Genomic DNA, 23,065 nt, shown 5'->3' on the forward strand with positions numbered 1-23,065 from the left:
CACCATGGCTGTCCGGCGGCGACGCTCAACCGGCGCCCTCGTGGCGGGCGCGGTCTGCGGTCTGCTGGCCGCCGGCATGTGGGCGCCGTCCGCGTCGGCCGCCGCGCCCGACGCGGTCGGGATCTGGGCCGCCGCGCCGCAGGAGGGGCCCGCCAACGACGACGCGAACTGTCCCGCGGCCGCCGGCTCTTCACCGGCGGCACGGTCCGCAACGTCGTGCATCCCGCGCGCAACGGCGACACGATCCGGGTCCGGATCAGCAACCAGTGGGGCACCGGCCCGCTGACCGTCGGCGCGGCCACCGTCGGCCTGCAGTCCACCGGCGCCGGGGTCGCCGCCGGCAGCCTGCGGCAGCTCACCTTCGGCGGGCGGCCCGGCATCACCGTCGCGGCCGGCGCCGAGGTCAGCAGCGACTGGACGGCGTTCCCGGTCTCGGCCCAGCGCAACCTCGCGATCAGCGTCCACGTCACCGCCGCCCACGGGCCCATGACCTACCACCGGGTCGCCAAACAGCAGAACTACTTCTCCCGCAACGCCGCGGACCAGACCTCGCAGCTGTCCGGGCTGACCGGGCAGCAGACGAACCAGTGCTGGATGTTCGTCAACGGCGTCGACGCGCAGGCACCCGCCGCCGTCGCGGGGACGGTCGTCGCGTTCGGCGACTCCATCACCGACGGGCAGAACTCGACCAACAACGCCAACGCCCGCTGGCCCGACATCCTCGCGGACCGGCTGGCGGCGCGGCAGGGCACCACGATGTCGGTGGTCAACGCGGGGATCGGCGGCAACCGGCTGCTGACGGCGGGCCCGACCAGCCCGCACGTGCTGTCCGGGCTGTCCCGCTTCAGGGCCGACGCGCTCGGCCAGACCGGGGTCAGGACGGTGATCCTGCTGGAAGGCGTCAACGACATCGGCGCCGCCGCCCTGGGCCGCACGCCACCGATCACCGCCCAGTCGCTCATCGACGGATACCGGCAGATCATCGCCGCCGCGCACGCCCGGCAGGTCCGGGTCATCGGCGGCACGATCACCCCGTTCCAGGGCGCCGCGTACTGGACGGCCGAGGGCGAGCAGATCCGCCAGCAGGTGAACCGCTGGATCCTGACCAGCGGCGCGTTCGACGGCACGGTCGACTTCGCGCAGGCGGTCGCCGACCCGCAGAACCTCCAGCGCCTGGCCGCCCGCTTCGATGTCGGCGGCGGTCATCTGCACCCGAACGACGCCGGCTACGCGGCGATGGCCGCCGCCGTCAACCTCGCGCAACTGCTGCCTCCCGCCACCGTATGACCACGGCCGCTGCCGCCCGCCACCGCGCGACCGCGGCCGCTGCCGCCCGCCACGACATGACCGTGGCTCGGCCGCCCGCCACCGCATGACCGAAGGAGCCGCACGGATGAACCGACGGGATCTGCTCAAGGCCGGCGCGCTCGCCGCGGCGTCCGGCACCGTCCTGGGCGCCACCGCCACCAGGGCCGCCGCGGCGCCGGCCACCGTCTGGCGCCGGCCGCTGCACACGGTGTACGCCGGCAGCGGCGGCAAGTCCCTCGCCCCCGCCGACAGCGCGCTGCTGCGCGCCTGGGAGCAGGTCGCCGGCGGCATCACCGCCATGACGCCGTTCCTGCTCAACGTGAAGAACCCGGCGGCGCACGCGACGATGATCAGAGCGGTGCAGGCCAACGGCACCGTCATCGTGCCCGGCGTCGGCCGGGCCCCCAGCGACGAGGCGATCGACTCCAAGCTGTTCAAGGACATGGCGCGGGCCTACCGGGAGTACACCAGCTACATCCGGCTCGAGAACATGCAGGGGTTCATGGAGCTGCGGGACGGCCAGCAGCACATCCAGGCCATGATCGACTTCCTGACCGGCACGCTCGGCTACGAGCACGTCATGCTCAACCCGTGGCCCACGAACAGCAGCGGGGCCCTCGTCCCCTTCAGGAACCCGGAGCTGGACGCGTCCTTCAACAACGTACGGCTCAACTTCGACCGGACCCCGCCCTGGACCGTCCATCCCGACCCGATGAACTGGCTGGCCAACACGGTCCAGATCGACCGGATCCTGGCATACCGCCCGTCGGTCAAGATCGTGGTCAACTACGAGAGCGCGCCGCAGCACGAGGCGCTGCGGCAGATGGAGCTGAAGAACCCGGGCAGCACGCGGGCCGCCATGAACATCACCGCGAACCAGTGCCAGAACGACACCGCCAACCTGTTCTGGTCCCCGCCGTTCACGCAGATCTACGACCCGATCGAGCTCAACACCTGGACCTGGATCGCCAACCGGCTCGGACAGATGCCGTAGGCGAGCGACCTCGATCACCTGCGCCGGTATGCCGACACAACGGGTGGCGCCGGTCCGGTACCGTGCGATCCTCTATGGTCTGGCCGCGGCGCGAACGGTGCACGCGGAGTGAGGAGCGCCGGTCATGGGTATCGTCGACAAGCTGCGCGGCGAGTTCATCGACATCATCGAGTGGCTCGACGACAGCCGCGACACCATCGTCTGGCGCTTCCCGAGGTACCAGAACGAGATCAAGATGGGCGCCAAGCTGGTCGTGCGCGAGTCGCAGACCGCCGTGTTCGTCAACGAGGGCCAGGTCGCCGACGTCTTCACCCCGGGCACGTACACGCTGCAGACGCAGAACCTGCCGATCCTGACCACGATCAAGGGCTGGAAGTACGGGTTCGACTCGCCGTGGAAGGCCGAGGTCTACTACGTCAACACCCGGCAGTTCACCGACTTCAAGTGGGGCACGCAGAACCCGGTGATGATGCGGGACGCCGAGTTCGGGATGGTCCGGCTGCGGGCGTTCGGCGCGTACTCGCTGCGGGTCGTCGACGCGGCGAAGCTGCTGCGGGAGCTGGTCGGCACCGACCCGCAGTTCCGCACGGAGGAGGTCCAGGAGTTCCTGCGCCAGCTCATCGTCGGCCACCTCGGCAGCGCCCTCGCCACGGCGCAGGTCCCGGCCCTCGACCTGGCCGCGCAGCAGCTGGTCATCGGCCAGAAGCTCGCCGGGGTGCTGACCGAGGAGCTGACCGGCTACGGCGTGCAGATCCCGAAGTTCATCATCGAGAACATCTCCCTGCCCCCGGAGGTCGAGGAGGCCCTCGACAAGCGCACCTCCATGGGCGTGATCGGCAACCTGAACGCCTACACGACGTTCCAGGCCGCGAACGCCATGGAGGACGCCGCCAACAACCCGGGCGGCGGCGCCGGCGAGGGCTTCGGCCTGGGCCTGGGCATGGCCGCCGGGCAGCGGATGGCGAACGCGCTCAACCAGCCGGCGCCCCCCGCGGCACCACCGGCCGGTCCGCCGCCGCTGCCGCAGCAGGACCAGTGGTTCGCCGGCCTCAACGGCCAGCAGGCGGGCCCGTTCGACCTCGACGCCCTCGGCGCGCAGGTCCGGTCGGGTGCGGTGTCCCGCACCACCCTGGTCTGGAAGAACGGCATGGCGCAGTGGACCCAGGCCGGGCAGGTCCCCGAGCTCGGTGCGCTCTTCGCCGCCGTCCCGCCGCCCCTGCCGCCGCAGGGCTGAGCCGTGCTCACCCAGACCCAGTACCCGTGCGCCGGGTGCGGCGCCGCCGTCGAGTTCGCGCCCGGCACCACCGCGCTGCGGTGCCCGTACTGCGGCGCCGAGACCCAGATCCCCACGGCCACCCGCGAGATCACCGAGCACGACTGGGCCCGCTTCGCCGGCCTGCCCCGCAAACCGATCGCGCTGCTGGCCCAGCACGTCTTCACCTGCCAGAACTGCGGCGCGCAGACCGAGTCCGACGCGATCTCCGACCGCTGCCGCTTCTGCGGCGCGGCCGTCGTCGCCGAGGTCAACCCCGACGAGCAGGTCGCACCCGAGGCGGTCCTGCCGTTCGCGCTCACCAGGCAGCAGCTGCGCGAGTCGCTGCGCGCCTGGGCCTCATCGCGCTGGTTCGCGCCCAACGGCCTGAAGAAGGTCGCCGAGGCCGAGTCCGCGAAGAGCACCTACCTGCCGCACTGGACGTACGACTCCCGGACCGTCTCGCACTACCAGGGCCAGCGCGGTGAGCACTACTGGGTGACGGAGACCTACACCGAGAACGGCGAGACGAAGACCCGCCAGGTGCGCAGGACCCGGTGGCACCACGCGAGCGGCACCGTCGAGCGTTCGTTCGACGACGTCCTGGTCACCGGCACCACCAAGGTCACCCCGGCGCACCTGGACGCCCTGGACCCGTGGCCGCTGGGCGACGCCGAGCCGTTCCACGCGCAGTACCTCGCAGGCCACCAGACACTGCGCTACGACGTCGAACCGGAAACCGGCCTGGACCAGGCGAAACGCAAGATCGCCCCGGTCATCGAGCAGGACTGCCGGCACGACATCGGCGGCGACGAGCAGCGCGTGGAGCAGGTCGACACCGAGTACCACGACCTGACCTTCAAGCTGATGCTGCTGCCGGTGTGGATCGCCTGCTACATCTACGCCGGCAAGACCTACAACATCCAGGTCAACGGCCGCACCGGCGAGGTCGCCGGCGAACGCCCGTACAGCGCCGCGAAGATCGCCGCCGCCGTCACCGCCGCGGTGCTGCTGATCGCCGCGATCGTGGCCTTCTTCGTCCTGCGCCGCGACTGAGGGGCGGTGCCGCCGGCCGGGGTCGGCCGGCGGCACCCGCGTCCGCTACGGCACGTGTGGCACGGTGCGGCGCCACTGCAGGCCGTCGGTGGACACGTACACCGCGTCCTCGGTGCTGGCGAGGTAGCCGCCGCCGAGGAACGGGCGGGGCCAGCCGGCCACGACGCTGTTGTCCGGCAGCCCGACGAGGGTCGCCCGCTCGTAGCGGCCTCCCCCGTCGCGGCTGATCCAGAACGACTGGTTGCCGTCGCGGGCCTGGTCGATGATCACGTGCGAGCCGTCGGCGGTGATGAACGACTGGCCGCCGCCGTAGGACCAGGGTGCGGTGCCGCCGGGGTCGACCAGCTGCCAGGTCTGCCCGCCGTCGGTGGTGCGGTGCACCCACACCTTGCCGCCGCCGTCGATCCCGTGGCCGGTCATCGAGACCAGGTACCCGGTGCGGCCGTCGCGGGTCGCCGTCCCCATGCTGTAGGTCGAGCTCGTGGCGACCGGGATGTCGGTGAAGACCCGGGTCGACCAGGTCCGTCCGGCGTCGGTGCTGATGGCGAGCGCCGGCCGGCCGCTCGACGGGTCGGTGCCGGAGATCCAGAGGCTGCCGGTCGCGGTCCGCACCGACGTGCCGGGGAACCTCAGCGCCGGCGGGTCGGCCAGCGGCGCGATCCGGGCGAGCCGCGGGTCGACCGCCCAGAGTCCGTCGGGCTGGTACATCGGCTCGACCCACCCTTCGCTGGTCACCGTCTGCACCGGGGTGTCCTGCTCCTCGGCCGGCTTCCAGGTCCGCCCCCCGTCGACGCTGACGTGGGTGCCGGACTCGGCCAGGGCACCCGAGTTGATCAGCTTCTCGGCCCGCGCCGTCACGACGTCCTTGCCGGCCGCGGTCAGCGTGATCGAGTCGTAGGCGCCGAGGTCGTCGTTGCGCAGCTGCCAGGTCTGGCCCGCGTCGTCGGACCCGAGCAGGTCCGTGCCGCAGGAGTACCAGTCCGCCGGCTCCCCGGTCGAGCAGTCCAGCACGACCGCGTACAGGTGGGTGGCGTCACCGGCCGTGGCGGCGGTGACCACCCCGTCGTACGACCGCGCCGGCTGGCTGGTCTGACCGGTCTGACCGGTCTGGCTGGGCATCGGCGCGGGCCGCGCCGGTTCGCCGCCGGCACGCGTGGTGACCAGAGTGGCACCGGCCGCGAGCGTGATCACGGCCGCGCTCACGGCGGCCACCGCCACGGCGACCGACCGGCTGTGCCGCCGCCGGCCCTTCGCGTACAGGTCCGCGGGCCGCAACCGGGCGGGCGGGGCCGGGGTGCGGGCCAGGTCCTCGAACAGGTCCGACAGGTCCGTCACGGCGTTCCCTCCAGCGCGATCAGCGGCCGCAGCCCGAACTCGGCGAGCGGGTCGTCCAGCAACGTCCGCAGCCGGGCCAGCGCCCGCGCGGTCTGACTCTTGACCGTCCCCGCCGAGCAGCCGAGCGCGTCGGCCGTCTCGGCGACGTCGAGGCCCTGGTAGAAGCGGCAGACGAGGACGGCCCGCTGGCGCGGGGCGAGCTGCCGCAACGCCTCGGCGAACACGACCCGGCGGGTGGTGGTCTCCGCGCTGTCGTCCGCCGCGTCCAGGTCGGGCAGCTCGGCCTGGACGCGTTCGCGGCGCCGCCACACGCGCCGCGTCTCGTCCAGGTAGGCGCGCACGAGGCAGGTCCGGACGAACGCGTCCAGCGCCGCCCGGTCCCGTACCCGATGCCAACCGGACGCCAGCCGCACGAACGCGATCTGGGTGAGGTCGTCCGCCCAGTGCCAGTCGCCGCACAGCAGATACGCGGCGCGGCGGACAGCGTCGTGACGGGCGGCGAAGTACTCCTCGAACTCCCCTGCGCCGGGGACCTCAACACTCGGCATGGCGCCTCCTTCCCCTATAGGTCGGCGCCACCCGAGCGATCGGTTGCGTGCGGCACAGCACAAAAAACGCGGGCGGCCGTTCAGTTACCGACGGACAGCCAGAACGACGAGGGCTGCAGGCGCTCGCCCAGGTCCAGGTCCGCCCACAGGTCGTCGAACACGCCGGCGAGGTCCGGGTCGCCGGCGATGTACGCGTTGGGCAGCTCCACCGTGTACCGCCCCCGGTCGGCGAGCAGGAACGCCGCGAGGAGGTACTGCTCGGAGTAGGCCCGCCACCGCCAGTGCGGCGGGTAGTCGCTCGGCAGCAGGATGTCGTGGATGTGCACCAGCACGCCGGGCCGCAGCCGGGGCAGCACCTCGAAGAAGAACACGGTCACGTCGGAGCCCATGAACGCCCGGTGCGAGCCGTCGAAGAAGACGATGTCGCCGGCCTCCAGCTCGTCGAAGCGGCTGAGGTCGGTGGCTTCAAGGGGCTCGCGGATCACGGTGTCGCACAACGCGTCGACCTCGGCCCGCGGCGACGGGTCGATCGAGGTGATCGTGGTGCGCAGGCCGTGGTCGGTGACGGCCCGGCGGGCGAACTTCGTCGAGTTGCCGGAGCCGATCTCCAGGTACCGGCGCGGGTTCGTCCCGGCCAGGAACCCGGTGAGGGCGAGGGCGTCCAGCGGCGGCAGCCAGCCGTTGCGCCAGTACGGCGTTGGGTCGGTCAGCTCGGCCCGCGACGGGATCGCCCGCAACGCGTCCAGGTGGGCGCGGAAGCCGGTCAGGTGCGCGCGGTAGCGGTCCTCGCCCTCGGCGAACCGGGCGGCGAGCTGCGGGTGGACCGGCCGGCCGTACCCGTACCGGGGCTGCGGGTCGCCGAGGTGGTCGACGAACAGGGGGCGGCGCAGCCCGAACGCGGACAGCACCGCGCCGTGCAGGACCGGGTGGCGGTCCAGGTAGCGCACCGGTGCCCGCAGGACCGGCAGCGCGTTGAGCAGTTCGAGGCCCGACGAGGTGCTGACGGCGGCCCGGATGCGCCGCCCCCAGCGGCGGGCACCGGAGCCGGCGGAAGGACGGGCGGAGGGCATGGGGACGACAGCGGTCATGACAGCTTCCTTTCCAGGGTGAAGGGGGCCCGGACGCGGCCGGGGCGGAGCACGCCGATCCAGGCCAGGACGACCAGCGTGCTGAGGGCGTCGACGACGGTGATGAGAATGCGGCTCAACGCCACCACGATGACCAGCGCCGGGCCGGTGAGCAGGGTGGCCAGGGTGAGCCCGAGCACCAGCTCGCGCACGCCGAGGCCGGACGGGAGCACCAGGGCGACGACCCCGGCGACCACGGAGAGCGCAAAGCCGCCGACGCCGACGGTGAGGGTGTCGATCGGGTCCGCGCCGAGCGCGGCGGCCAGGACCGCGACGTGGGTGCCGCTGATCAGCCAGCCCAGCGCCATCAACGCGGTGGCCTTGCTCAGCGCGACCCGGCCCGGCAGCTGCGGCACGGTGTCGCGGCGCAGCAGCCGGGCGCCGAGGGTCAGCGGCACGCGCAGCGTGCCGGGCGCCACGACGGGGATCACGGCGGCGGCGAGCACCGGCAGCAGCAGCCACCACAGCGGGCTCACCGCGACCAGCGCGGGCAGGGCGAGCAGCCCGACGAGCAGCCCCGCCACCACCGCGAGCCCCTGGCTGGCGAGGAACGCCGCGGCCAGCCGGGCGGGCGGCTCACCGAGCGCGGCGCCCATGCTGGCGTGCGCCACGGCCGGCCAGACCCCGCCGGGGATGTAGCGGGCCAGCCCGGCCAGGAAGTACACCCGCAGCGCGTCCCGGGTCGGCAGCCGGGTGCCCAGGCCGCTGAGCAGCACCCGCCAGCCGAACATGCCGGGCAGGCCACCGACGCCGGCGAGGACCGCCGCGAGCACGGCGTTGCCGAGCCCGACCGTCCGGACGCCGTCGGCCAGCCCGTGCCGGGCCAGCCACAGCTGGCTGCCGAGGAACAGCACGACCAGCACGTACGCGGCGATGCGCAGGCCCGCGAGGATCCGCCGCCTCATCGCGCGCCCCGCACGGTCAGTTCGATGCGCTGCAGGTGGTGGTCGGACATGCCGTGCGGGTCGACGAACTCGTTGCGCCGCACCGTCACCTGGTCCGACGTGAACGCCCAGTCGAGGCGCCACAGCGCGACCGGCCAGTAGGAGCGCCACGACGCCGGGTACAGGGAACGGTTGGCGCCCGCCGCGTCGTTCAGCCGGTCGGTGAGCGGCCGGATGTCGCCCATCGCCGGGCTGGTGTTGAAGTCCCCGGCGACGAGGATCGGGTTGCGGTTGCCGGCGACGTCGTGCTCCAGCGCGGTGAACTGCCGGTCCCGGGCCTGCGCGCGCAGCCGCAGCTGCTCGTGGAAGCGCGCCGACAGCGGGTTGACCAGATCCAGCGGGATCGGCATGTGCACGTTGTAGAGCGACAGCGTCCCGCCCCCCGCCGCCACGTCCACGCGGAGCGACTTGACCTGCTCGTACACCTGCCGCCAGCCGCTGCCGGGGGGCGGCTCGGCCGGCAGTGCCGTCACCCGCCGGACCGGCAGGCGGGTCAGTGTCAGCAGCTCGCCGCGCTCGATCGCGGTGTAGCCGGGGAAGTCGCCGGGCCGCAGGCCGTGCTCCTCGTACTCCTGCAGGAGGTACACGTCGGCGTCCTCGGCGCGCAGGAAGGCGGTGAACCGCGCCGGGTCGTCCCAGGCGTCCCACACCTCCGTGTTCCACGAGACGACCGTGACCGGCGTCCCGGCGACCGGGCCGGGCGCCGGCAGCAGCGCCGCCGGGTTGAGGCCCGCCTGCGCGCCGCCGACCACGAGACCCGCCAGCGCGACCAGCGTCCAACCGCGACCCGGCCGCAGCGCGGCGGCGCAGCCGGTGAGCACGACCGGCACCAGCGCGAACACCAGCGGTGGCAGCAGGTCCGGCACCATCCACGGCCACCAGCGGCCGCTCAGCACCACGTTGAGCGCGGCGAAGACCAGCCAGGCGACGCTCGACGCCGCGACGAGGCGCCGCCGCCTTCCGGCCGGCCGTCCGGCCACGGTGGACGGTTCGGCGAGGGTCGCGGTCACGTCGCGAGCCCGGTGTACAGGCGGCGGAAGCGCGCCGAGCCGGCCCACTGCGCGAGCCCGGCGGCGATCCCGGCGGCGGTGGTCAGGTTCACCAGGTAGTGCAGCGCGACGACGGCGGCGGCGAAGCCGGGACCCCGGTGGCGCAGGGCCGCGCCGAAGAACCTGCGCTCGCCGAGGTACCAGGCGGCGAAGCACACCAGCGGTAGCAGCGCGCCGACCGGACCGAGCAGCGCCGGTGCGGGCGCGGCGGCCAGGGCGAGCGCGGCGGCGAGGCAGCCGCCGGACTGCTGGCTCGTCGCCACCTGGGCGACCCGGCTGCGGTCGAGGAAGAACGGGATGTGCAGCCGGGTGCGGTGGAACACCTTGCGCAGCACCACCCGCAGCGTCGGGTCGTTGTCGTGCTTGCCGCGCACCGCCGGGCTGAGCAGCATCCGGTGCCGGGCGCCGAGCCGCCGGCCGAAGTCGGCGCCCTCGGTCTCCCGCAGGTGCGGCAGGAACCCACCGAGCTCGGCGTACACGACCGCGGGGATGGCCATGATGGCGGTCGGGACGAAGTCGTGCAGCTCACCGGCCGCGGCCTCCAGCCAGTAGAACTGGTGGAAGTTGCGGTACCGCTCGACGACCCCGTTGACGATGAGCGGCTCCGGCTCGTACATGCCGGCGACCACGCCGAGGGTGGGGTCGGCCCGCAGTGCGGCGACCGCGTTGGCCACCGCGTCCGGGTGCATGGCCACGTCCGAGTCGACGAAGACCAGGATCTCGCCGGACGCCTCGGCCGCGCCGAGGTTGCGGGCGACCGCGACGCCGCCGTTGACGCCGGTGGAGACGACCTTCGCGCCCGCCGCCCGGGCGAGGGCGGCCGAGTCGTCGGTGCTGCAGTCGTCGACGACCAGGATCTCGACCGACCGGTAGGTCTGCCGTTGCGCGGCCCGCACGCAGAGTCCGATCGTGGCGGCGTAGTTGTAGTTCGGGATGATCACGGAGACGAGTGGAGTGTTCAAGACGTCGCACCAATCGTGAAGCGGCGGCTCGGGCCGAAGCTCGGGTCGGTGAGGATGCGCAGCATGCCCCGGGCACAGCCGGCCAGCAGCGCGAGGTGCAGGAGCAGGTTGACGGCCGTGAAATACGCCAGGTAGGGCAGGCCCTTGCGACGGGCCACGAACCTGGCGAGGGGCGGGTCGGCCACCGCGAACGCGGCCAGCAGCGCCCCGGGCACGGCCAGCAGCGCCGGGTCGAGCAGGCCCAGCGGCAACGCCGCCACCATGAGCGCGGCAGCGGCCACACCTGTGGCGCGGTTGATGGCCAGGCCGCCGCGGCGCATCCGGTTGCGGGCCGAGAACGGCAGCAGCTGCGCCCGCCGGTACTGCTCGCCGAGCGCGTCCGTGAGCCGGTCCACCTCGTCGTGGTGGCCGACGACCGTGTCGGTGAGCCTGATCTGGTACCGCTCGCGGAGCCGTTCGCTGATCTCGTCGTCCTCCGCGCTGCGCAGCCGCTCGTCGAACCCGCCGATCTCGTCGAGGACCCGGCGCGGCACGGCGGCGAGTGCGAACACCGCCGTCTCGGTCCGCCCGACCTGCCGGGTCAACGCGAAGTGCAGGTGCAGCACCCGGTGGCGCTCGACCGGGCCGTCGTCGATGAGCGGCTCCGGCCCGTACACGCCGAAGACGCAGCCGCAGTCCGGCTCCTCGGCCAGGACCCGCAGCGCCTGCTCGATCGCGTCCGGGGCGAGCGCGACGTCGGAGTCCAGGAAGAACACCACGTCGCCGGTGCTGGCGGCCACGCCGGTGTTGCGGGCGGCCGACACGCCCCGGTTGACCGTGTGCCGCACGACCGTCGCCCCGGCGGCCTCGGCGATCCGGACCGAGTCGTCGGTGCTGCGGTCGTCGACCACGATCACCTCGACCGGCCGCACGGTCTGCCGCTGGACCGAGCGCAGCACCCGGCCGAGGGTCTTGGCGTAGTTGTGGTTGGGGATGACCACCGAGACGTTCATGCCTCTCCTTTCACGACGATCCGGACCTGTTGCGCCCGGTGGTCCGACAGCCCGTCCGAGCCGACGAGCCGGTAGTCGCCGACGGCGAGCCCGGCGGTGGTGAAGGTCCAGTCGATCCGCCACAGCGGCAGGCCGGCCGGCCACGACCCCGGGTACAGCGCCGTGCCGGCGGCGTCGAGGGTCTCGCGCAGCGCCGCCAGGTCGCCCATCGCCGGGCTGGTGTTGAAGTCACCGGCGACGATCGCGGGCTGGTGGTTCGTGGCGAGGTCGGCGCGCAGCCCGGCGAGCTGGCGGCGCCGTCCCTCGTCGCGTTCGCGGATCAGGGCGAAGAACCGCCGGCTCACGGCCAGGTCGACGTGGACCGGCAGGTGCACGTTGTAGGCGGAGATGGTGCGCCCGCCGGCGTCGAGGTCGGTGCGCAGGACCTTGGCCGCGGCGAACACCTCGGCGAATCCGGCCGCACGGCCGGCCAGCTCGCGGTCCGGACCGACCGGTGGCGTGGCCACGATCGGCAGCCGGCTCAGCGTCAGCAGCTCACCGCGGGCGGCGATGGCGTAGCCGGGGAACGCCGCCCGCAGCGCCGGCTCGTCGTCGACCTGCCGGGCGCCGTCCAGCCCGGCCGCCTCGTCCCAGTGCAGGTACTCCTGCAGCAGGTACACGTCGGCGTGCTGGGACCGCAGGAACGTGTAGAACCGGTCCCGCGGGACGTCCTGCCCCCAGTAGGCGGTGTTCCACGCGAACACCCGCAGCCCCGGTCCGGTCCCGGCCGGTCCACTGTGGACGTCGACGCCGTTGTACGGCCAGCCGAGCGCGCCGGCGGCGACGGTGCCCGCCAGGACCAGCCGGGTGGCGGTGGCCGGCACCCGGCGGCCGGACAGCAGCGCGGCCGGCAGCGCGGCGGCGAGCAGCACCGGCACGAGCAGGAACGCCAGCGGCGGCAGCAGGTCGGGCAGCAGCCAGAGCCACCAGCGTCCGGTGAGCAGCCGCTGCAGGCACACGAACGTCAGCCAGCCGCCGGTCGCGGCGACCAGGACCCTGGTGGCCGGGCACCAGTTCCTCATGCCACGTCCAACGGGACCGGCCGGGGCCGCGGCACGGGTGCGTGGTCGTACAGGGTGCGGAACTCCCGCGACGCCAGCCACTGCAGTGCGCCGAAGCCCGCGCCGGCCACGATGGCCACGCTCTGCAGCACCTGGACGCCGGTGAAGAACAGGCCGAAGCCGACGCCCCGGCGGCGGAACACGAACCGGTACATGTCGGCGTCGCAGCCGATCGACACGGCCAGCAGCACCGCCGGGATCACCGCGAGGACCGCACCGGCCAGGACCGCCGGGAGGCTCAGCACCGCGGCGGTGGCGGCGACGCTGCCGAAGATGCGGGCCGAGGTCTCGAAGCCTTCGGCGAACCTGCGCCGCTTCGTGTACAGCGGCACCCGCAGCCGGGTGCGGTGGAACACCTTGCGCAGCAACGGCCAGAGCCGCGGCTCGTCGCGGTGCCGGCCGGACAGCGCGGAGGTGAGCAGCACCTGGTAGCGGGTGGACAGCCGCTGGCCGTATTCGACCTCCTCGGTCTCGCGCAGCCGCTCGTCGAACGGGCCGATCTCGGCGAAGACGCCGGCCCGCATCGCGCAGATCGCGCTGAACAGGAACGACACGACGCCCTCGGAGCTGATCCGCCAGTAGTGCGCCTGCAGGCACCGGCATTCCTGCAGGAGGCTGTCGCGCTGGAGCGGGACGTCGTCGAGCATGCCGCAGACCGCGCCGGCCTCGGGGCAGGCGTCCAGCAGTGCCGTGGCCCGCTCGATCACCGTCGGCGCGAGCTCGACGTCGGAGTCGAGGAAGAGCAGGACGTCGCCGGCCGCGAGCCGGGCGCCGAGGTTGCGCGCGGCCGCCGGTCCGCTGTTGACGGGGGTGCTGACGACCCGGACGCCGGCCGCCGACGCGACCGCCACGGAGTCGTCGGTGCTGCGGTCGTCGACCAGCAGGATCTCGTGCGGCGGCAGGGTCTGCGCACGGACGGCCGCGATGCTGCGGCGCAACGAGTCCGCGTGGTTGTAGTTGGGCATGATGACCGAGACCCGGGGTGCGGACACGGTGTCTCCTTTCCGTTTCAGCCGTTGTGGGAGAGCACGAGCGCGGTGGTGAACAGCAGCCCCCACACCGCGGCGGTGCCGACGATCGCGCGGTCGCGCAGCAGGACCCGGACCGGGTCGCCGGCGCCGTGGAGCAGGATCACCTGGATGTACCGGGCGAGCGCGAAGAGGACCAGCGGCACCGACGCGAGGGTCGCCGGCTCCGCGAACGCGCCGAGCTGCGCCTCGCCCCGCAGGTGCATCAGGAACGCCACGGCGGTCAGGACCGCGGTCAGCTGGATCAGGTGGTCGGTGAGCTCGACCGTGTAGCCGCGCAGGGCCGGCCGGTGCTCGGCGCCGCCGACGGTCAGCTCCTGCCGCCGTTTGCCGAGGACCAGCAGCAGGCACACCGAGAAGACGGCCACGAGCAGCCAGGTGGCGGTGCGGGCGCCGACGGTGAGGTAGCCCTCCAGCACCCGCAGGACGAACCCGGCGGCGACGCAGCCGGCGTCCACCAGCGGCACGTGTTTGAGCACCCGGCTGTACAGGATGTTGAGCGCCAGGTACGCGAGGATCGGGCCGGGTGGCACGGCCGGTACGGCGACGAGCAGCAGGGCGAGCAGGCCCAGGACGCCGGCGGCGACGGTCACGGCGAGGGTGCCGGAGATTCGGCCGGAGGCGATGGGTCGCAGCCGTTTCACCGGGTGCAGCCGGTCGCGGGCACGGTCGGCGAGGTCGTTGCCGAAGTACACGGCGACGGAGGCGAGCGTGAACGCGGCGGTGGCCAGCAGGACGTGACCGGCGGTGGCCGCCGCGACCGAGGGCACGGCGAGCAGGGCCGCCGGGACGACGAGGACGTTCTTGGCCCAGTGGACGGGCCGGGCGACCCGGAGCAGGTCGACCAGGACCGGGGCGGGGGTGGGCAGGGTGGTGGGTGCGGTCGTTTCCAGGGTTGTCATCGCGGTTCCCGTCTCAGAAGAGCACCTTGGCGGCGGCGAGTGCCCCCTGCTTCCATGGCTCGCGGCTGGTGATCCCGTTGCCGTTCCCTGCGCCGGCCGGCGCGCCGAGCTGCTCGCGCCACCAGGCGAAGGTGGCCAGGATCGTGTCCCGGTTGGAGTGGGCGGGCGCGAAGCCCAGCCGGTCCTGGGCCTTGGCGATGCTCACGTAGGAGTCGGCGAGCAGTTTGTGCAGCAGCCGCCCGTACACCGGGGACAGCCGGACGCGTTGCAGCAGCTCCAGGAACGCCACGGCCGGGCGGGCCGGCACCCCGACGACGCGTTTGCCGTGCCCGGCGGCGTCGAGCACCGCCTGGAAGTCCTCGCGGATCGTGCCGAAGTCGGCGGCGGCGATGTTGTAGGTGTCGATCGCGACGTCCGGCGGCGCGGCGAGGGCGGCCCCGATCGCCGCGACGAGGTCCTGGACGGCGAGCATCTGCACCCGCACGTCGCCGCGGCCGAGGACCGGGAAGTTGCGGCCCTCCTCGGCCCACTCGAACAGCATCGCGAACAGCCCCATCCGGCCGGGGCCGAGGAACGTCTTGGGGCGCAGGGTGGTGAGGCACATCCCGTCGGCGCGGGCCTTGTCGGCGACCACCTCGGCGTCGGCCTTCGCCTCGCTGTACGTGTCGACCGGCTCGCGCGGGTGGTCCTCGGTGGTGGGCACGACCTTCGGCAGGCCGTACACCGCGGTCGAGCTGATCTGCACCACGCGCGGCACCTCCGCCGCGCCGGCCGCGTCCAGCACGCTGCGGGTGCCCTCGACGATGACCGACCGGATCACGTCGGCCGGGTAGCTGGGCAGCGCCGAGGCGCAGTGCACGACCGCGGCCGCGCCGGTGAACGCCCGGCCCATCGCGGCGGTGTCGCGGATGTCGGCCTCGACGTGCTCCAGCCGCGGGTGCGGCGGCACGGCGCTGCCGCGCCGGTCGACCCCGCGGACCCGTTCGCCCGTCGAGAGCAGGTGCTCCACCAGGTGCGTGCCGAGCATGCCGGCCGCGCCCGTCACGACGACGGTCATCGCCCGGTCACCTTCTCCCGCACGAACGAGGTGAGCAGGCGGGGCAGTCCCCGGCTGAGCGTGGCGTCGAGGCTGTCCAGGAAGTACTCCACGTCGTCGTCGGAGACGACCAGGCTGGGCGCGACCATGAGCGGGTTCTCGACGTTCGGGCTGTAGTAGGTGATGATCCCGTGCTCGCGGAACAGGTGGGAGATCACCGACAGCGTGATGAGCTTGGTCTTGAACCGCGGGTCGTGCGTGAAGCCGGGCACCAGCTTGCCGGCCAGGTCCAGGATCCGCGGCCCGCCGTCGAGGAAGACGCCCCACAGCGCCCCGACGCCCTTGACCTCGCGGACGATGTCCGGGTGCTGCTTGGCGACGCGCTGCAGCCCGGGGCCGAGCGCCGCTTCCAGTTGCCGGGCGCGGGCCGGGTAGTCGTCCTCGACCACGACGTTGACCGCCTCGATCGCGGTGGCGGTCTCCTCGCCGAAGCCGTAGTACGTGGTGCTGTGCAGGATGACGTCGGACAGCCGGTCGTACGCCTTGCGGAACACCGGCTCCCGCGCCGTGTAGCCGGAGATCGACGCCTTGCCGCCGCCGAGCGACTTCGAGTAGGTGAGGATGTCCGGGACCAGGCCGGCGTGCCGCATGAACGCGAACAGGCTGCCGGTCTTGCCCCAGCCGGTGTAGATCTCGTCGAAGATCAGGATGATGTCGTGCCGGTCGCAGAGCGCGCGGACGGCCCGCAGGTCGGCCTCGGACCACTGCCGGAGGCTGGAGGCGCTGAACGGCTCCAGCATGAGCGCGTAGACGTCGCAGCCGCCGTCGGGGCGGCGGGCCGCCTCGACCGCCGCGGTGAGCCCGGCCAGGTCGCCGTACGGGTACACGCCGATGTTCGGCAGGCCCGGGAAGGCGAACGCGTTCTCCGTCGACCCGGTCAGGCTGCCCGCGCCGAGGGTCTTGCCGTGGAAGCTGATGTCGGCCCGCAGGATCGTCCGGCGGCTGCCGCCGTGGTACTTGTACGCCATCTTGATGGCGCCCTCGTTGGCCTCGGCGCCGGAGTTGGGGAAGTAGGAGATGTTCAGGTCACCGGGCAGCAGCGCGGCCACGTTGCGGCTCAGCACCGCCAGGTACGGCGAGAAGAACGCCTTGTGGACCTCCATGCGGCGCTGCTCGCCGTACCGCTGCCGGGCCCGCAGGATGCGGGGATGGTTGTGGCCGTGGTTGAGCACACCCACGCCGCCGGTGAAGTCGAGGACGCACCGGCCGTCGCGCAGCCAGATGGAGGTGCCCTCGGCCCGCTCGACCAGTTCCCGGCCGAAGCCGAACGTGGTCATCAACGAGACCTGACTGCGGCTGACGTAGCGGCGGTAGAGGTCGTGCACCTCCTCCGTGGACAGCTGCTCCACCTGGTCCAGACTGATCAGTTCCTGCATCGTGTACCGCCTCTTTCGAAGTACCGGTCGGGAAGCTGGCGGCAGCTCAACGCCCCCGCCTATCCGGTGGGCATCCGGCGGCTATCGCTGCCGCTCCCACCGGCCCGCGGGCAGGTCGACGACGATCAGGCGGGTCCGGTCCAGGCGGCTGGCGACGGCGGCGAGCAGCACGGCCCGCGGTTCGGCGGCGGTGAGGAGCACGTCGGCGGCCGTCAGCAGCGGGGTGGGCAGGCGCCGCTCGCCGAGGTGCAGCACGACCGCGCCGGCGGCGAGCCAGTCGGCCCGCAGCCGCTCCGCGTGCACCGCGTCGGCCAGGAGCACGAGATCGGTGCCGCGGACGACGTCCCGGGCGTGCCGCCCGACGCACAGCTGGACGCCGCGGCGGCGCAGCGGCCCGGCCAGCCGGTCCCACAGGTCGTCGGCGGCGCGGTCGTCGGGGTCGAAGAGCGCGACCTGGCTGACCGTGGGCAGCAGATCCGGCAGCAGCGCGAGATATTCACCGGCGAGCGCGCCGGCGCCGAGCAGGCCGGCGGTGAGCACCCCGCGGTTGACGAGCGCGCCGGCGACCGTCAGCCCGAGGCGCGCGGCACGCTGCCGCGGGACGTCGCCGTGAACCACAACCGGGGACTGTGCCGCGCCCGGCTATCGATCCGCTATCCATGACACATCAGTGGTCCCCGGTGGCCGACGGATAGAGCATCGAAAGCCGTCGCTGGTCCCGTGGTTGCCAGCCACCCCGGCAACCTGAAGGGACACCGAGATGACCACGCAGAAGCTCGACACCAACTGGGGCAGCCCGCTCACGCCGGCGGGGTCAGCTCGCTGATCCGCCGCCGGAGCCCGCGCGCCTCCGCGGTGTCGTCGTCACGATCGGCATCGCCCAGCAGGCTTCCGGCACTGACCGCGGCACGCATGGCGCCGTGCGTGTCGCCGCACCGCAACCGCAGCTCCCCCAGCACGACCAGCGCGTTGGCCTGCTGTACCAGCGCGCCGACCGCACCGAACGTCCGCGCCGCGGCGGCGAGCCGCTCTCCGGCCCGGGCCGGCTCTTCCCGCTCGATGTCGAGCATGCCGAGCGCCAGCAGGACCCGCGCCTGCACCAGCTGGTCGCCGAGCTCCCCGGCCAGCTGCAACGCCTGCGCCAGGGCGGTCTCCGCGGCCCCGTGCCGTTGCTCGCGGTGCCGGACCCGGCCGAGGCCCAGCAGCGCGTACGCCTCACCGAGCCGGTCGCCCAGGTCCCGCGTCAGCCGCAGGACCTCGTGGAAGGCCTCCGCGCCCCGATCCAGCTCGTCGCGCAGCAGGTGGACCTCGCCGAGCCGGAACAGGACCTGCCCCTGCACCCGGCGGCTCCCGGCGATCTGCGTGATCACCAGCGCGTCGTCCAGGATCTTCTGCGCCTGGTTGGCGTCGCCCGCCTCCAGCCGGAGCGCGGCCAGGCTGCACAGCACGTGCGCGACGGCGACCTGGTCGCCGGCGTCGCGCAGGATCGGCAGCGCCTCCTCGTAGCCGAGGCGGGCCAGGTCCGGCCGGCCGGTGATCCGGTTGAGGAAGGCCAGGTTGCGCAGCACGAGCCCGCGCCCGTGGTGATCGCCGCAGGCGGTGAAGCCGTCCAGCGCCTGGCGCAGCCGGTCGGCGGCCCCGGCGTAGCGCTGCTCGACGATGTCCAGCGCGCCCAGCGTGTACTGCATCGCGGCCATGCCCCGCCGGTTGTCCACCTGCCGGACCAGCGCGAGCGCCAGCTCCGCCGACTCCCGCCAGTCCACCAGGTAGCTGCGCGCCTCGAACAGCGTGACCAGCGTCAGCGCGAGGTCCCAGGCCAGCTCGTGCCAGCGGTTGCGGACCGCCTGGCGGACCGCGGCGGTGAGCGCCTGCCGCTCGGCCTCCAGCCAGCGGATCGGCTGCTCCAGCAGGGTCCCGACCACACCGCTGCGCAGCGTCCAGCGGGGCTCGGTGCCGTGCAGGATGGTGTACTGCCCGCCGTACTCGCGGCGGTGCGCCTCCTCGGCCAGGTGCAGCCAGCCGGCGAGGGCCCGCCGGACCGCGGCGGTCCGCTGACCGTCCGGCTCCTCGGACTGGGCCCGCTCCCGGGCGAACACCCGCACCAGGTCGTGCAGCCGGAAGCGGCCCTGCCCGTCGGGCGTCTCGGCGAGCACCGCCAGCAGGTGCGCCCCGACCAGGTCGTCGACCAGGTCCTCGGCGTCGTCCAGGGGCACGTCCAGCAGCGCGGCGGCGATCCACGCGCCGAACTCGGGCGTGTCGAGGCAGGCCAGCAGCCGCAGCAACCGCTGGGCGCCGGGCCCGAGACCGGAGTAGCTCACCGCGATGCTCGCCCGGACGCCGAGCGCGCCGTGCTCCAGCTCGTCGAGCCGGCGGGTCTCGTCGCGCATCCGGCCGATCAGCCGGCTGGGCTTCCAGTGCGGCCGGGACGCGAGCCGGGCCCCGGCGATCCGCAGCGCCAGCGGCAGCCCGCCGCAGAGCGCCGCCAGCTCGGACAGGGCCTCGTCGTCGCCGGCACGGACGGACCCGACCACGGCCGCGAGCAGGTCGACCGACGGCTCGGGCGGCAGCACGTCGAGCGACACGTGCGCGGCGCCGGGCAGGGCGGTCAGCCGCTGCCTGCTGGTCACGATGACGGCCGCCGGTTCGTTGCCGGGCAGCAGCGGCAGCACCTGGGTCTCGTCGACGGCGCTGTCGAGCAGGATCAGCATCCGCCGGTCGGAGATCAGGTCGCGGTAGATCTCACCGAGCGAGTCGACGCCGCCGGGGATCGCCAGCCCGTTGACGCCGAGCGCGCGCAGGAACCTGCCCAGGATCTCCGCCGGATGGACCGGCTGGGTGCCGTCGGACAGGTTCGCGTACAGCGTGCCGTCGGGGAACGCGTGGCGCAGGTCGTGCGCGACGTGCAACGCGAGGGCGGACTTGCCGACCCCGCCGGGGCCCGCGATCGCCACGATCGCCGGCTGCCGGGTGGCGCTGCGGCCGGTGACCGCCGAAGCGATCCGGGCCACCTCGGCGGCACGCCCGGTGAAGTCCGCCGTGTCCAGCGGCAACTGGTTCGGCGGCACCGGACGGGGGCGGGTCACCTTCGGCGGCTCCTCGACCGCCGCCTGGGTCCGCTGCCTCTCCGCAGGCTCCTGGGCGGGCACCTGGACGACGTCCACGCCCGGCTCCGGCGCGCCGGCCAGCACCAGCCGTTCGATGCGCCGCAGCTCCGCGCCGGGTTCGATGCCGAGCTCGTCGACCAGGACGGCGCGGGCCTGCCGGTACACCTCCAGGGCCCTGGCCCGCCGGCCGCACCGGTGCAGCGCGGTCATCAACGCGCCGTAGAACCACTCGTGCAGCGGGTGCTGCACGATCAGCTCACCCAGCTCCCCCACCAGGGCGGCGTGCCGGCCGAGCCGCAGGTCGACGTCGATGCGCCGCTCCAGCACGGCGAGCCGCCGCTCGTCCAGGTGACGCGCGCTGGCCTCCAGGATCTCGCCGCGCAGCCCGGCGAGCGGCGGGCCGCGCCACAGCTCCAGCGCGGTGCGGAACAGCCCGGCGGCCTCGTGCAGCGCCCCGTCGGCGGCCAGCTTGCCGGCCCGCGCCGCACGCTCCTCGAACAGCCGCACGTCCAGCCGCGCGCCGGTCAGCGCCAGCGCGTAGCCGGGTGGGCGGGTCTCGATGACCGCCGGCGGGCCGGTCGACGCCGCGGCCGCGAAGACCCGCCGCAGCGTGGACACGCAGATGTGGACCTGGGAACGCGCGGTCGCCGGCGGGTGCTCACCCCAGAGCACCTCGATCAGCCGGCCGGTGGGCACCATCCGCCCCGCCTCGAGGCACAGCGCCGCGAGCACCGCATGGGTCCGGGGCCCGCCGAGCTGGACCGTCCGGCCGTCGACCGAAACTTCGACCGGCCCGAGAATGCCGATGTCCATGCCGCTCCGCTCTCCAGCCGCCTTCTCCGGCAGCAACATTGAGAGCGGAGATCCACGATGGTAAATGGAGCGTAGCAGTGCGGTTACCCCTTGACCATGTGGACCAATCGACCACTGCCGCCCCACTCGGGCCGAACCGGTCACCCCACTGACGCGGTCGGGTCGAGTACACATCCTCTGCGGCGAATTGCTTCCCGGGAAGTGTTGTGCGGCGATGCCGTATCAAGTCGCGCAGCGCCCGGCAAACCCGCCGCGTGAATCCCGATCCGTGTCGCAACAAGCACCCCCGCATCTTCGAAAGTTTCAGGGATGCTGTCGAAACAAAAGTGGCGAATTCACCATCTAACTGTCCAAAAGTTGAGCGGATCGTCGCGCGAACGACGGACCCGACCCCTCCGAGCCGGCCCGAGGCCGTCCAAATCCTCCGAAAGAGTTTCGGAAAGTATTGTCCCCTCGAAATTGCCGTGTGAGCATGTCGATGCATTGAAGCCCACCGTTCAACGGGCCGGGTCGTGCGACCTCACAGACACCCCTTTACGCGCCGCGGCTGCACCTGCCGTGCGTGCGATGGCCGGCGTCCCGGACAGAACCGACAAGGAGACCGCAGTGACAGCAAGGCCTCTGCATGCCGCCGGCACCCCGCGGAAACGATCGCTACGGGTCCGGGTGGCGATCGGCGCCGTCGTCGCAACGGTCGCGGCGACAGGTGCGGTGATGATGATCCCGACCGCCAACGCGGCCGCGAGCACCCTGGGTGCGGCGGCGGCGCAGTCGGGCCGGTACTTCGGCACGGCGATCGCCGCCAACCGGCTCGGTGACTCGACGTACTCCACGATCGCCGGCCGCGAGTTCAACATGATCACGGCCGAGAACGAGATGAAGCCCGACGCGACGGAGCCGCAGCGGGGACAGTTCAACTTCAGTGCGGGCGACCAGATCTACAACTGGGCGACCCAGCGCGGGATGAAGGTCCGCGGGCACACCCTCGCCTGGCATTCGCAGCAGCCGAGCTGGTGGGGCGGAATCAGCGGCGGCACCCTGCGGCAGGCGATGATCGATCACATCAACGGCGTGATGGGCCACTACAAAGGCAAGTTCGCGGCCTGGGACGTGGTCAACGAGGCGTTCAACGAGGACGGCGGCCGGCGTCAGTCCAACCTGCAGGCCACCGGCAACGACTGGATCGAGGCGGCGTTCCGCGCCGCCCGCAACGCCGACCCGTCGGTGAAGCTGTGCTACAACGACTACAACATCGAGAACTGGTCCTACGGTAAGACGCAGGGTGTCTACCGGATGGTCCAGGACTTCAAGTCCCGCGGCGTGCCGATCGACTGCGTCGGCCTGCAGACCCACTTCACCGGCGGCAGCTCGTTGCCCGGCAACTTCCAGACCACCCTGTCCAGCTTCGCCGCACTCGGCGTGGACGTGGCGCTGACCGAGGTCGACGTCACCAACGCCTCGACGTCGCAGTACGCGGGGTTGACCCAGGCGTGCATGAACGTGCCCCGCTGCATCGGGATCACGGTGTGGGGTGTGCGCGACAGCGACTCGTGGCGCTCCGGGGAGAGCCCGCTGCTGTTCGACGGCGGCGGGAACAAGAAGGCCGCCTACACCTCGGTCCTCAACGCCCTCAACGCCGCCGGACCCACCACCTCACCGACCGCGAGCAGCTCGACCCCGCCGGGCGGCGCGAAGCGGATCGTCGGCGCGCAGTCGGGCCGGTGCGTCGACGTACCGAACGCGTCGCGCACCAACGGCACGCGGGTGCAGCTGTACGACTGCCACGGCCAGAGCAACCAGCAGTGGACCGCAACGTCGAGCCGGCAGCTGACGGTCTACGGCAACGTGTGCCTGGACGCCGCCGGCTCCGGCAACGGCGCCGCGGTGCAGATCTACAGCTGCAACGGCCAGGCCAACCAGCAGTGGAACGTCAACAGCAACGGCACCATCACCGGCGTGCAGTCCGGACGCTGCCTGGACGTCTGGGGCACCGGCAACGGCCAGCAGATCCAGCTCTACGACTGCAACGGCCAGGCCAACCAGCGCTTCACCCTGAGCTGACCCCGACCGCGGTGTGAC

At 72.9% G+C, this 23,065-nt stretch carries 19 protein-coding genes; 5 read left to right on the top strand and 14 right to left on the bottom strand.

Annotated elements, in window-relative coordinates:
- Positions 1 to 216: 216 nt before the first annotated feature.
- The 4 genes from ACZ6TV_RS30525 to ACZ6TV_RS30540 all read left to right on the top strand — a co-directional run bounded on the left by ACZ6TV_RS30525 (position 217) and on the right by ACZ6TV_RS30540 (position 4,610).
- Positions 217 to 1,287: an SGNH/GDSL hydrolase family protein gene (locus ACZ6TV_RS30525; RefSeq protein ID WP_465300738.1), complete on the top strand. Its 1,071-nt coding sequence runs from the start codon at positions 217 to 219 to the stop codon at positions 1,285 to 1,287.
- A 106-nt stretch (positions 1,288 to 1,393) separates the two neighbouring features.
- Positions 1,394 to 2,302, top strand: coding sequence for a hypothetical protein (locus ACZ6TV_RS30530; protein ID WP_465300739.1), 909 nt, complete (start codon positions 1,394 to 1,396; stop codon positions 2,300 to 2,302).
- A 124-nt stretch (positions 2,303 to 2,426) separates the two neighbouring features.
- Entirely contained in the window at positions 2,427 to 3,536 is a 1,110-nt protein-coding gene (locus tag ACZ6TV_RS30535) for an SPFH domain-containing protein (RefSeq protein ID WP_465300740.1), read from the top strand.
- A 3-nt stretch (positions 3,537 to 3,539) separates the two neighbouring features.
- Positions 3,540 to 4,610: a TFIIB-type zinc ribbon-containing protein gene (locus ACZ6TV_RS30540; protein ID WP_465300741.1), complete on the top strand. Its 1,071-nt coding sequence runs from the start codon at positions 3,540 to 3,542 to the stop codon at positions 4,608 to 4,610.
- A gap of 45 nt (positions 4,611 to 4,655) precedes the next feature.
- Here ACZ6TV_RS30540 and ACZ6TV_RS30545 read toward each other — a convergent pair whose 3' ends face one another.
- From ACZ6TV_RS30545 to ACZ6TV_RS30610, 14 genes are all read right to left on the bottom strand, one after another.
- On the bottom strand, positions 4,656 to 5,945 hold the full coding sequence (locus tag ACZ6TV_RS30545; RefSeq protein ID WP_465300742.1) for a sialidase family protein: 1,290 nt from the start codon (positions 5,943 to 5,945) through the stop codon (positions 4,656 to 4,658).
- Positions 5,942 to 6,493, bottom strand: a complete 552-nt coding sequence (locus ACZ6TV_RS30550; RefSeq protein ID WP_465300743.1) for a SigE family RNA polymerase sigma factor — start codon at positions 6,491 to 6,493, stop codon at positions 5,942 to 5,944. Before ACZ6TV_RS30550 ends, ACZ6TV_RS30545 begins: the two co-directional genes overlap by 4 nt.
- Positions 6,494 to 6,573: 80 nt before the next feature.
- Positions 6,574 to 7,581, bottom strand: a complete 1,008-nt coding sequence (locus ACZ6TV_RS30555) for a class I SAM-dependent methyltransferase (protein ID WP_465300744.1) — start codon at positions 7,579 to 7,581, stop codon at positions 6,574 to 6,576.
- Positions 7,578 to 8,525 carry a hypothetical protein gene (locus tag ACZ6TV_RS30560; protein ID WP_465300745.1) on the bottom strand — a complete coding sequence of 316 codons (948 nt, stop codon included), beginning with the start codon at positions 8,523 to 8,525 and terminating at the stop codon, positions 7,578 to 7,580. Before ACZ6TV_RS30560 ends, ACZ6TV_RS30555 begins: the two co-directional genes overlap by 4 nt.
- The gene (locus tag ACZ6TV_RS30565) at positions 8,522 to 9,574 is read right to left on the bottom strand and encodes an endonuclease/exonuclease/phosphatase family protein (protein WP_465300746.1); all 1,053 of its coding nucleotides are present in this window, start codon (positions 9,572 to 9,574) and stop codon (positions 8,522 to 8,524) included. The genes ACZ6TV_RS30560 and ACZ6TV_RS30565 overlap by 4 nt, the downstream gene beginning before the upstream one ends.
- Entirely contained in the window at positions 9,571 to 10,575 is a 1,005-nt protein-coding gene (locus ACZ6TV_RS30570; protein WP_465300747.1) for a glycosyltransferase, read from the bottom strand. The genes ACZ6TV_RS30565 and ACZ6TV_RS30570 overlap by 4 nt, the downstream gene beginning before the upstream one ends.
- The gene (locus ACZ6TV_RS30575; RefSeq protein WP_465300748.1) at positions 10,572 to 11,567 is read right to left on the bottom strand and encodes a glycosyltransferase family 2 protein; all 996 of its coding nucleotides are present in this window, start codon (positions 11,565 to 11,567) and stop codon (positions 10,572 to 10,574) included. Before ACZ6TV_RS30575 ends, ACZ6TV_RS30570 begins: the two co-directional genes overlap by 4 nt.
- On the bottom strand, positions 11,564 to 12,628 hold the full coding sequence (locus tag ACZ6TV_RS30580) for an endonuclease/exonuclease/phosphatase family protein (RefSeq protein WP_465300749.1): 1,065 nt from the start codon (positions 12,626 to 12,628) through the stop codon (positions 11,564 to 11,566). Before ACZ6TV_RS30580 ends, ACZ6TV_RS30575 begins: the two co-directional genes overlap by 4 nt.
- Positions 12,625 to 13,659: a glycosyltransferase family 2 protein gene (locus tag ACZ6TV_RS30585; protein ID WP_465300750.1), complete on the bottom strand. Its 1,035-nt coding sequence runs from the start codon at positions 13,657 to 13,659 to the stop codon at positions 12,625 to 12,627. The genes ACZ6TV_RS30580 and ACZ6TV_RS30585 overlap by 4 nt, the downstream gene beginning before the upstream one ends.
- A gap of 17 nt (positions 13,660 to 13,676) precedes the next feature.
- Positions 13,677 to 14,597 carry a UbiA prenyltransferase family protein gene (locus ACZ6TV_RS30590; RefSeq protein ID WP_465300751.1) on the bottom strand — a complete coding sequence of 307 codons (921 nt, stop codon included), beginning with the start codon at positions 14,595 to 14,597 and terminating at the stop codon, positions 13,677 to 13,679.
- 13 nt (positions 14,598 to 14,610) lie between these two features.
- Positions 14,611 to 15,654 (bottom strand): NAD-dependent epimerase/dehydratase family protein, encoded by a 1,044-nt coding sequence (locus ACZ6TV_RS30595; RefSeq protein WP_465300752.1) that lies wholly within the window; start codon positions 15,652 to 15,654, stop codon positions 14,611 to 14,613.
- Positions 15,651 to 17,069 carry an aspartate aminotransferase family protein gene (locus ACZ6TV_RS30600; RefSeq protein WP_465300753.1) on the bottom strand — a complete coding sequence of 473 codons (1,419 nt, stop codon included), beginning with the start codon at positions 17,067 to 17,069 and terminating at the stop codon, positions 15,651 to 15,653. Before ACZ6TV_RS30600 ends, ACZ6TV_RS30595 begins: the two co-directional genes overlap by 4 nt.
- A gap of 81 nt (positions 17,070 to 17,150) precedes the next feature.
- Positions 17,151 to 17,687, bottom strand: coding sequence for a hypothetical protein (locus ACZ6TV_RS30605; protein ID WP_465300754.1), 537 nt, complete (start codon positions 17,685 to 17,687; stop codon positions 17,151 to 17,153).
- Between the two features lie 182 nt (positions 17,688 to 17,869).
- Positions 17,870 to 20,986: an AfsR/SARP family transcriptional regulator gene (locus tag ACZ6TV_RS30610; protein ID WP_465300755.1), complete on the bottom strand. Its 3,117-nt coding sequence runs from the start codon at positions 20,984 to 20,986 to the stop codon at positions 17,870 to 17,872.
- 606 nt (positions 20,987 to 21,592) lie between these two features.
- Between ACZ6TV_RS30610 and ACZ6TV_RS30615 the strand changes: the two genes are divergently transcribed.
- Positions 21,593 to 23,047, top strand: a complete 1,455-nt coding sequence (locus ACZ6TV_RS30615) for an endo-1,4-beta-xylanase (protein WP_465300756.1) — start codon at positions 21,593 to 21,595, stop codon at positions 23,045 to 23,047.
- Positions 23,048 to 23,065: the final 18 nt, after the last annotated feature.

This window comes from Dactylosporangium sp. NPDC051087, from assembly GCF_055586325.1.

Coding starts and splice junctions, on each gene's coding strand:
- ACZ6TV_RS30560 (WP_465300745.1), bottom strand. CDS start 8,525: ATGAGGCGGCGGATCCTCGCGGGCCTGCGCATCGCCGCGTACGTGCTG.
- ACZ6TV_RS30555 (WP_465300744.1), bottom strand. CDS start 7,581: ATGACCGCTGTCGTCCCCATGCCCTCCGCCCGTCCTTCCGCCGGCTCC.
- ACZ6TV_RS30535 (WP_465300740.1), top strand. CDS start 2,427: ATGGGTATCGTCGACAAGCTGCGCGGCGAGTTCATCGACATCATCGAG.
- ACZ6TV_RS30595 (WP_465300752.1), bottom strand. CDS start 15,654: ATGACCGTCGTCGTGACGGGCGCGGCCGGCATGCTCGGCACGCACCTG.
- ACZ6TV_RS30530 (WP_465300739.1), top strand. CDS start 1,394: ATGAACCGACGGGATCTGCTCAAGGCCGGCGCGCTCGCCGCGGCGTCC.
- ACZ6TV_RS30610 (WP_465300755.1), bottom strand. CDS start 20,986: ATGGACATCGGCATTCTCGGGCCGGTCGAAGTTTCGGTCGACGGCCGG.
- ACZ6TV_RS30580 (WP_465300749.1), bottom strand. CDS start 12,628: ATGAGGAACTGGTGCCCGGCCACCAGGGTCCTGGTCGCCGCGACCGGC.
- ACZ6TV_RS30550 (WP_465300743.1), bottom strand. CDS start 6,493: ATGCCGAGTGTTGAGGTCCCCGGCGCAGGGGAGTTCGAGGAGTACTTC.
- ACZ6TV_RS30590 (WP_465300751.1), bottom strand. CDS start 14,597: ATGACAACCCTGGAAACGACCGCACCCACCACCCTGCCCACCCCCGCC.
- ACZ6TV_RS30600 (WP_465300753.1), bottom strand. CDS start 17,069: ATGCAGGAACTGATCAGTCTGGACCAGGTGGAGCAGCTGTCCACGGAG.
- ACZ6TV_RS30575 (WP_465300748.1), bottom strand. CDS start 11,567: ATGAACGTCTCGGTGGTCATCCCCAACCACAACTACGCCAAGACCCTC.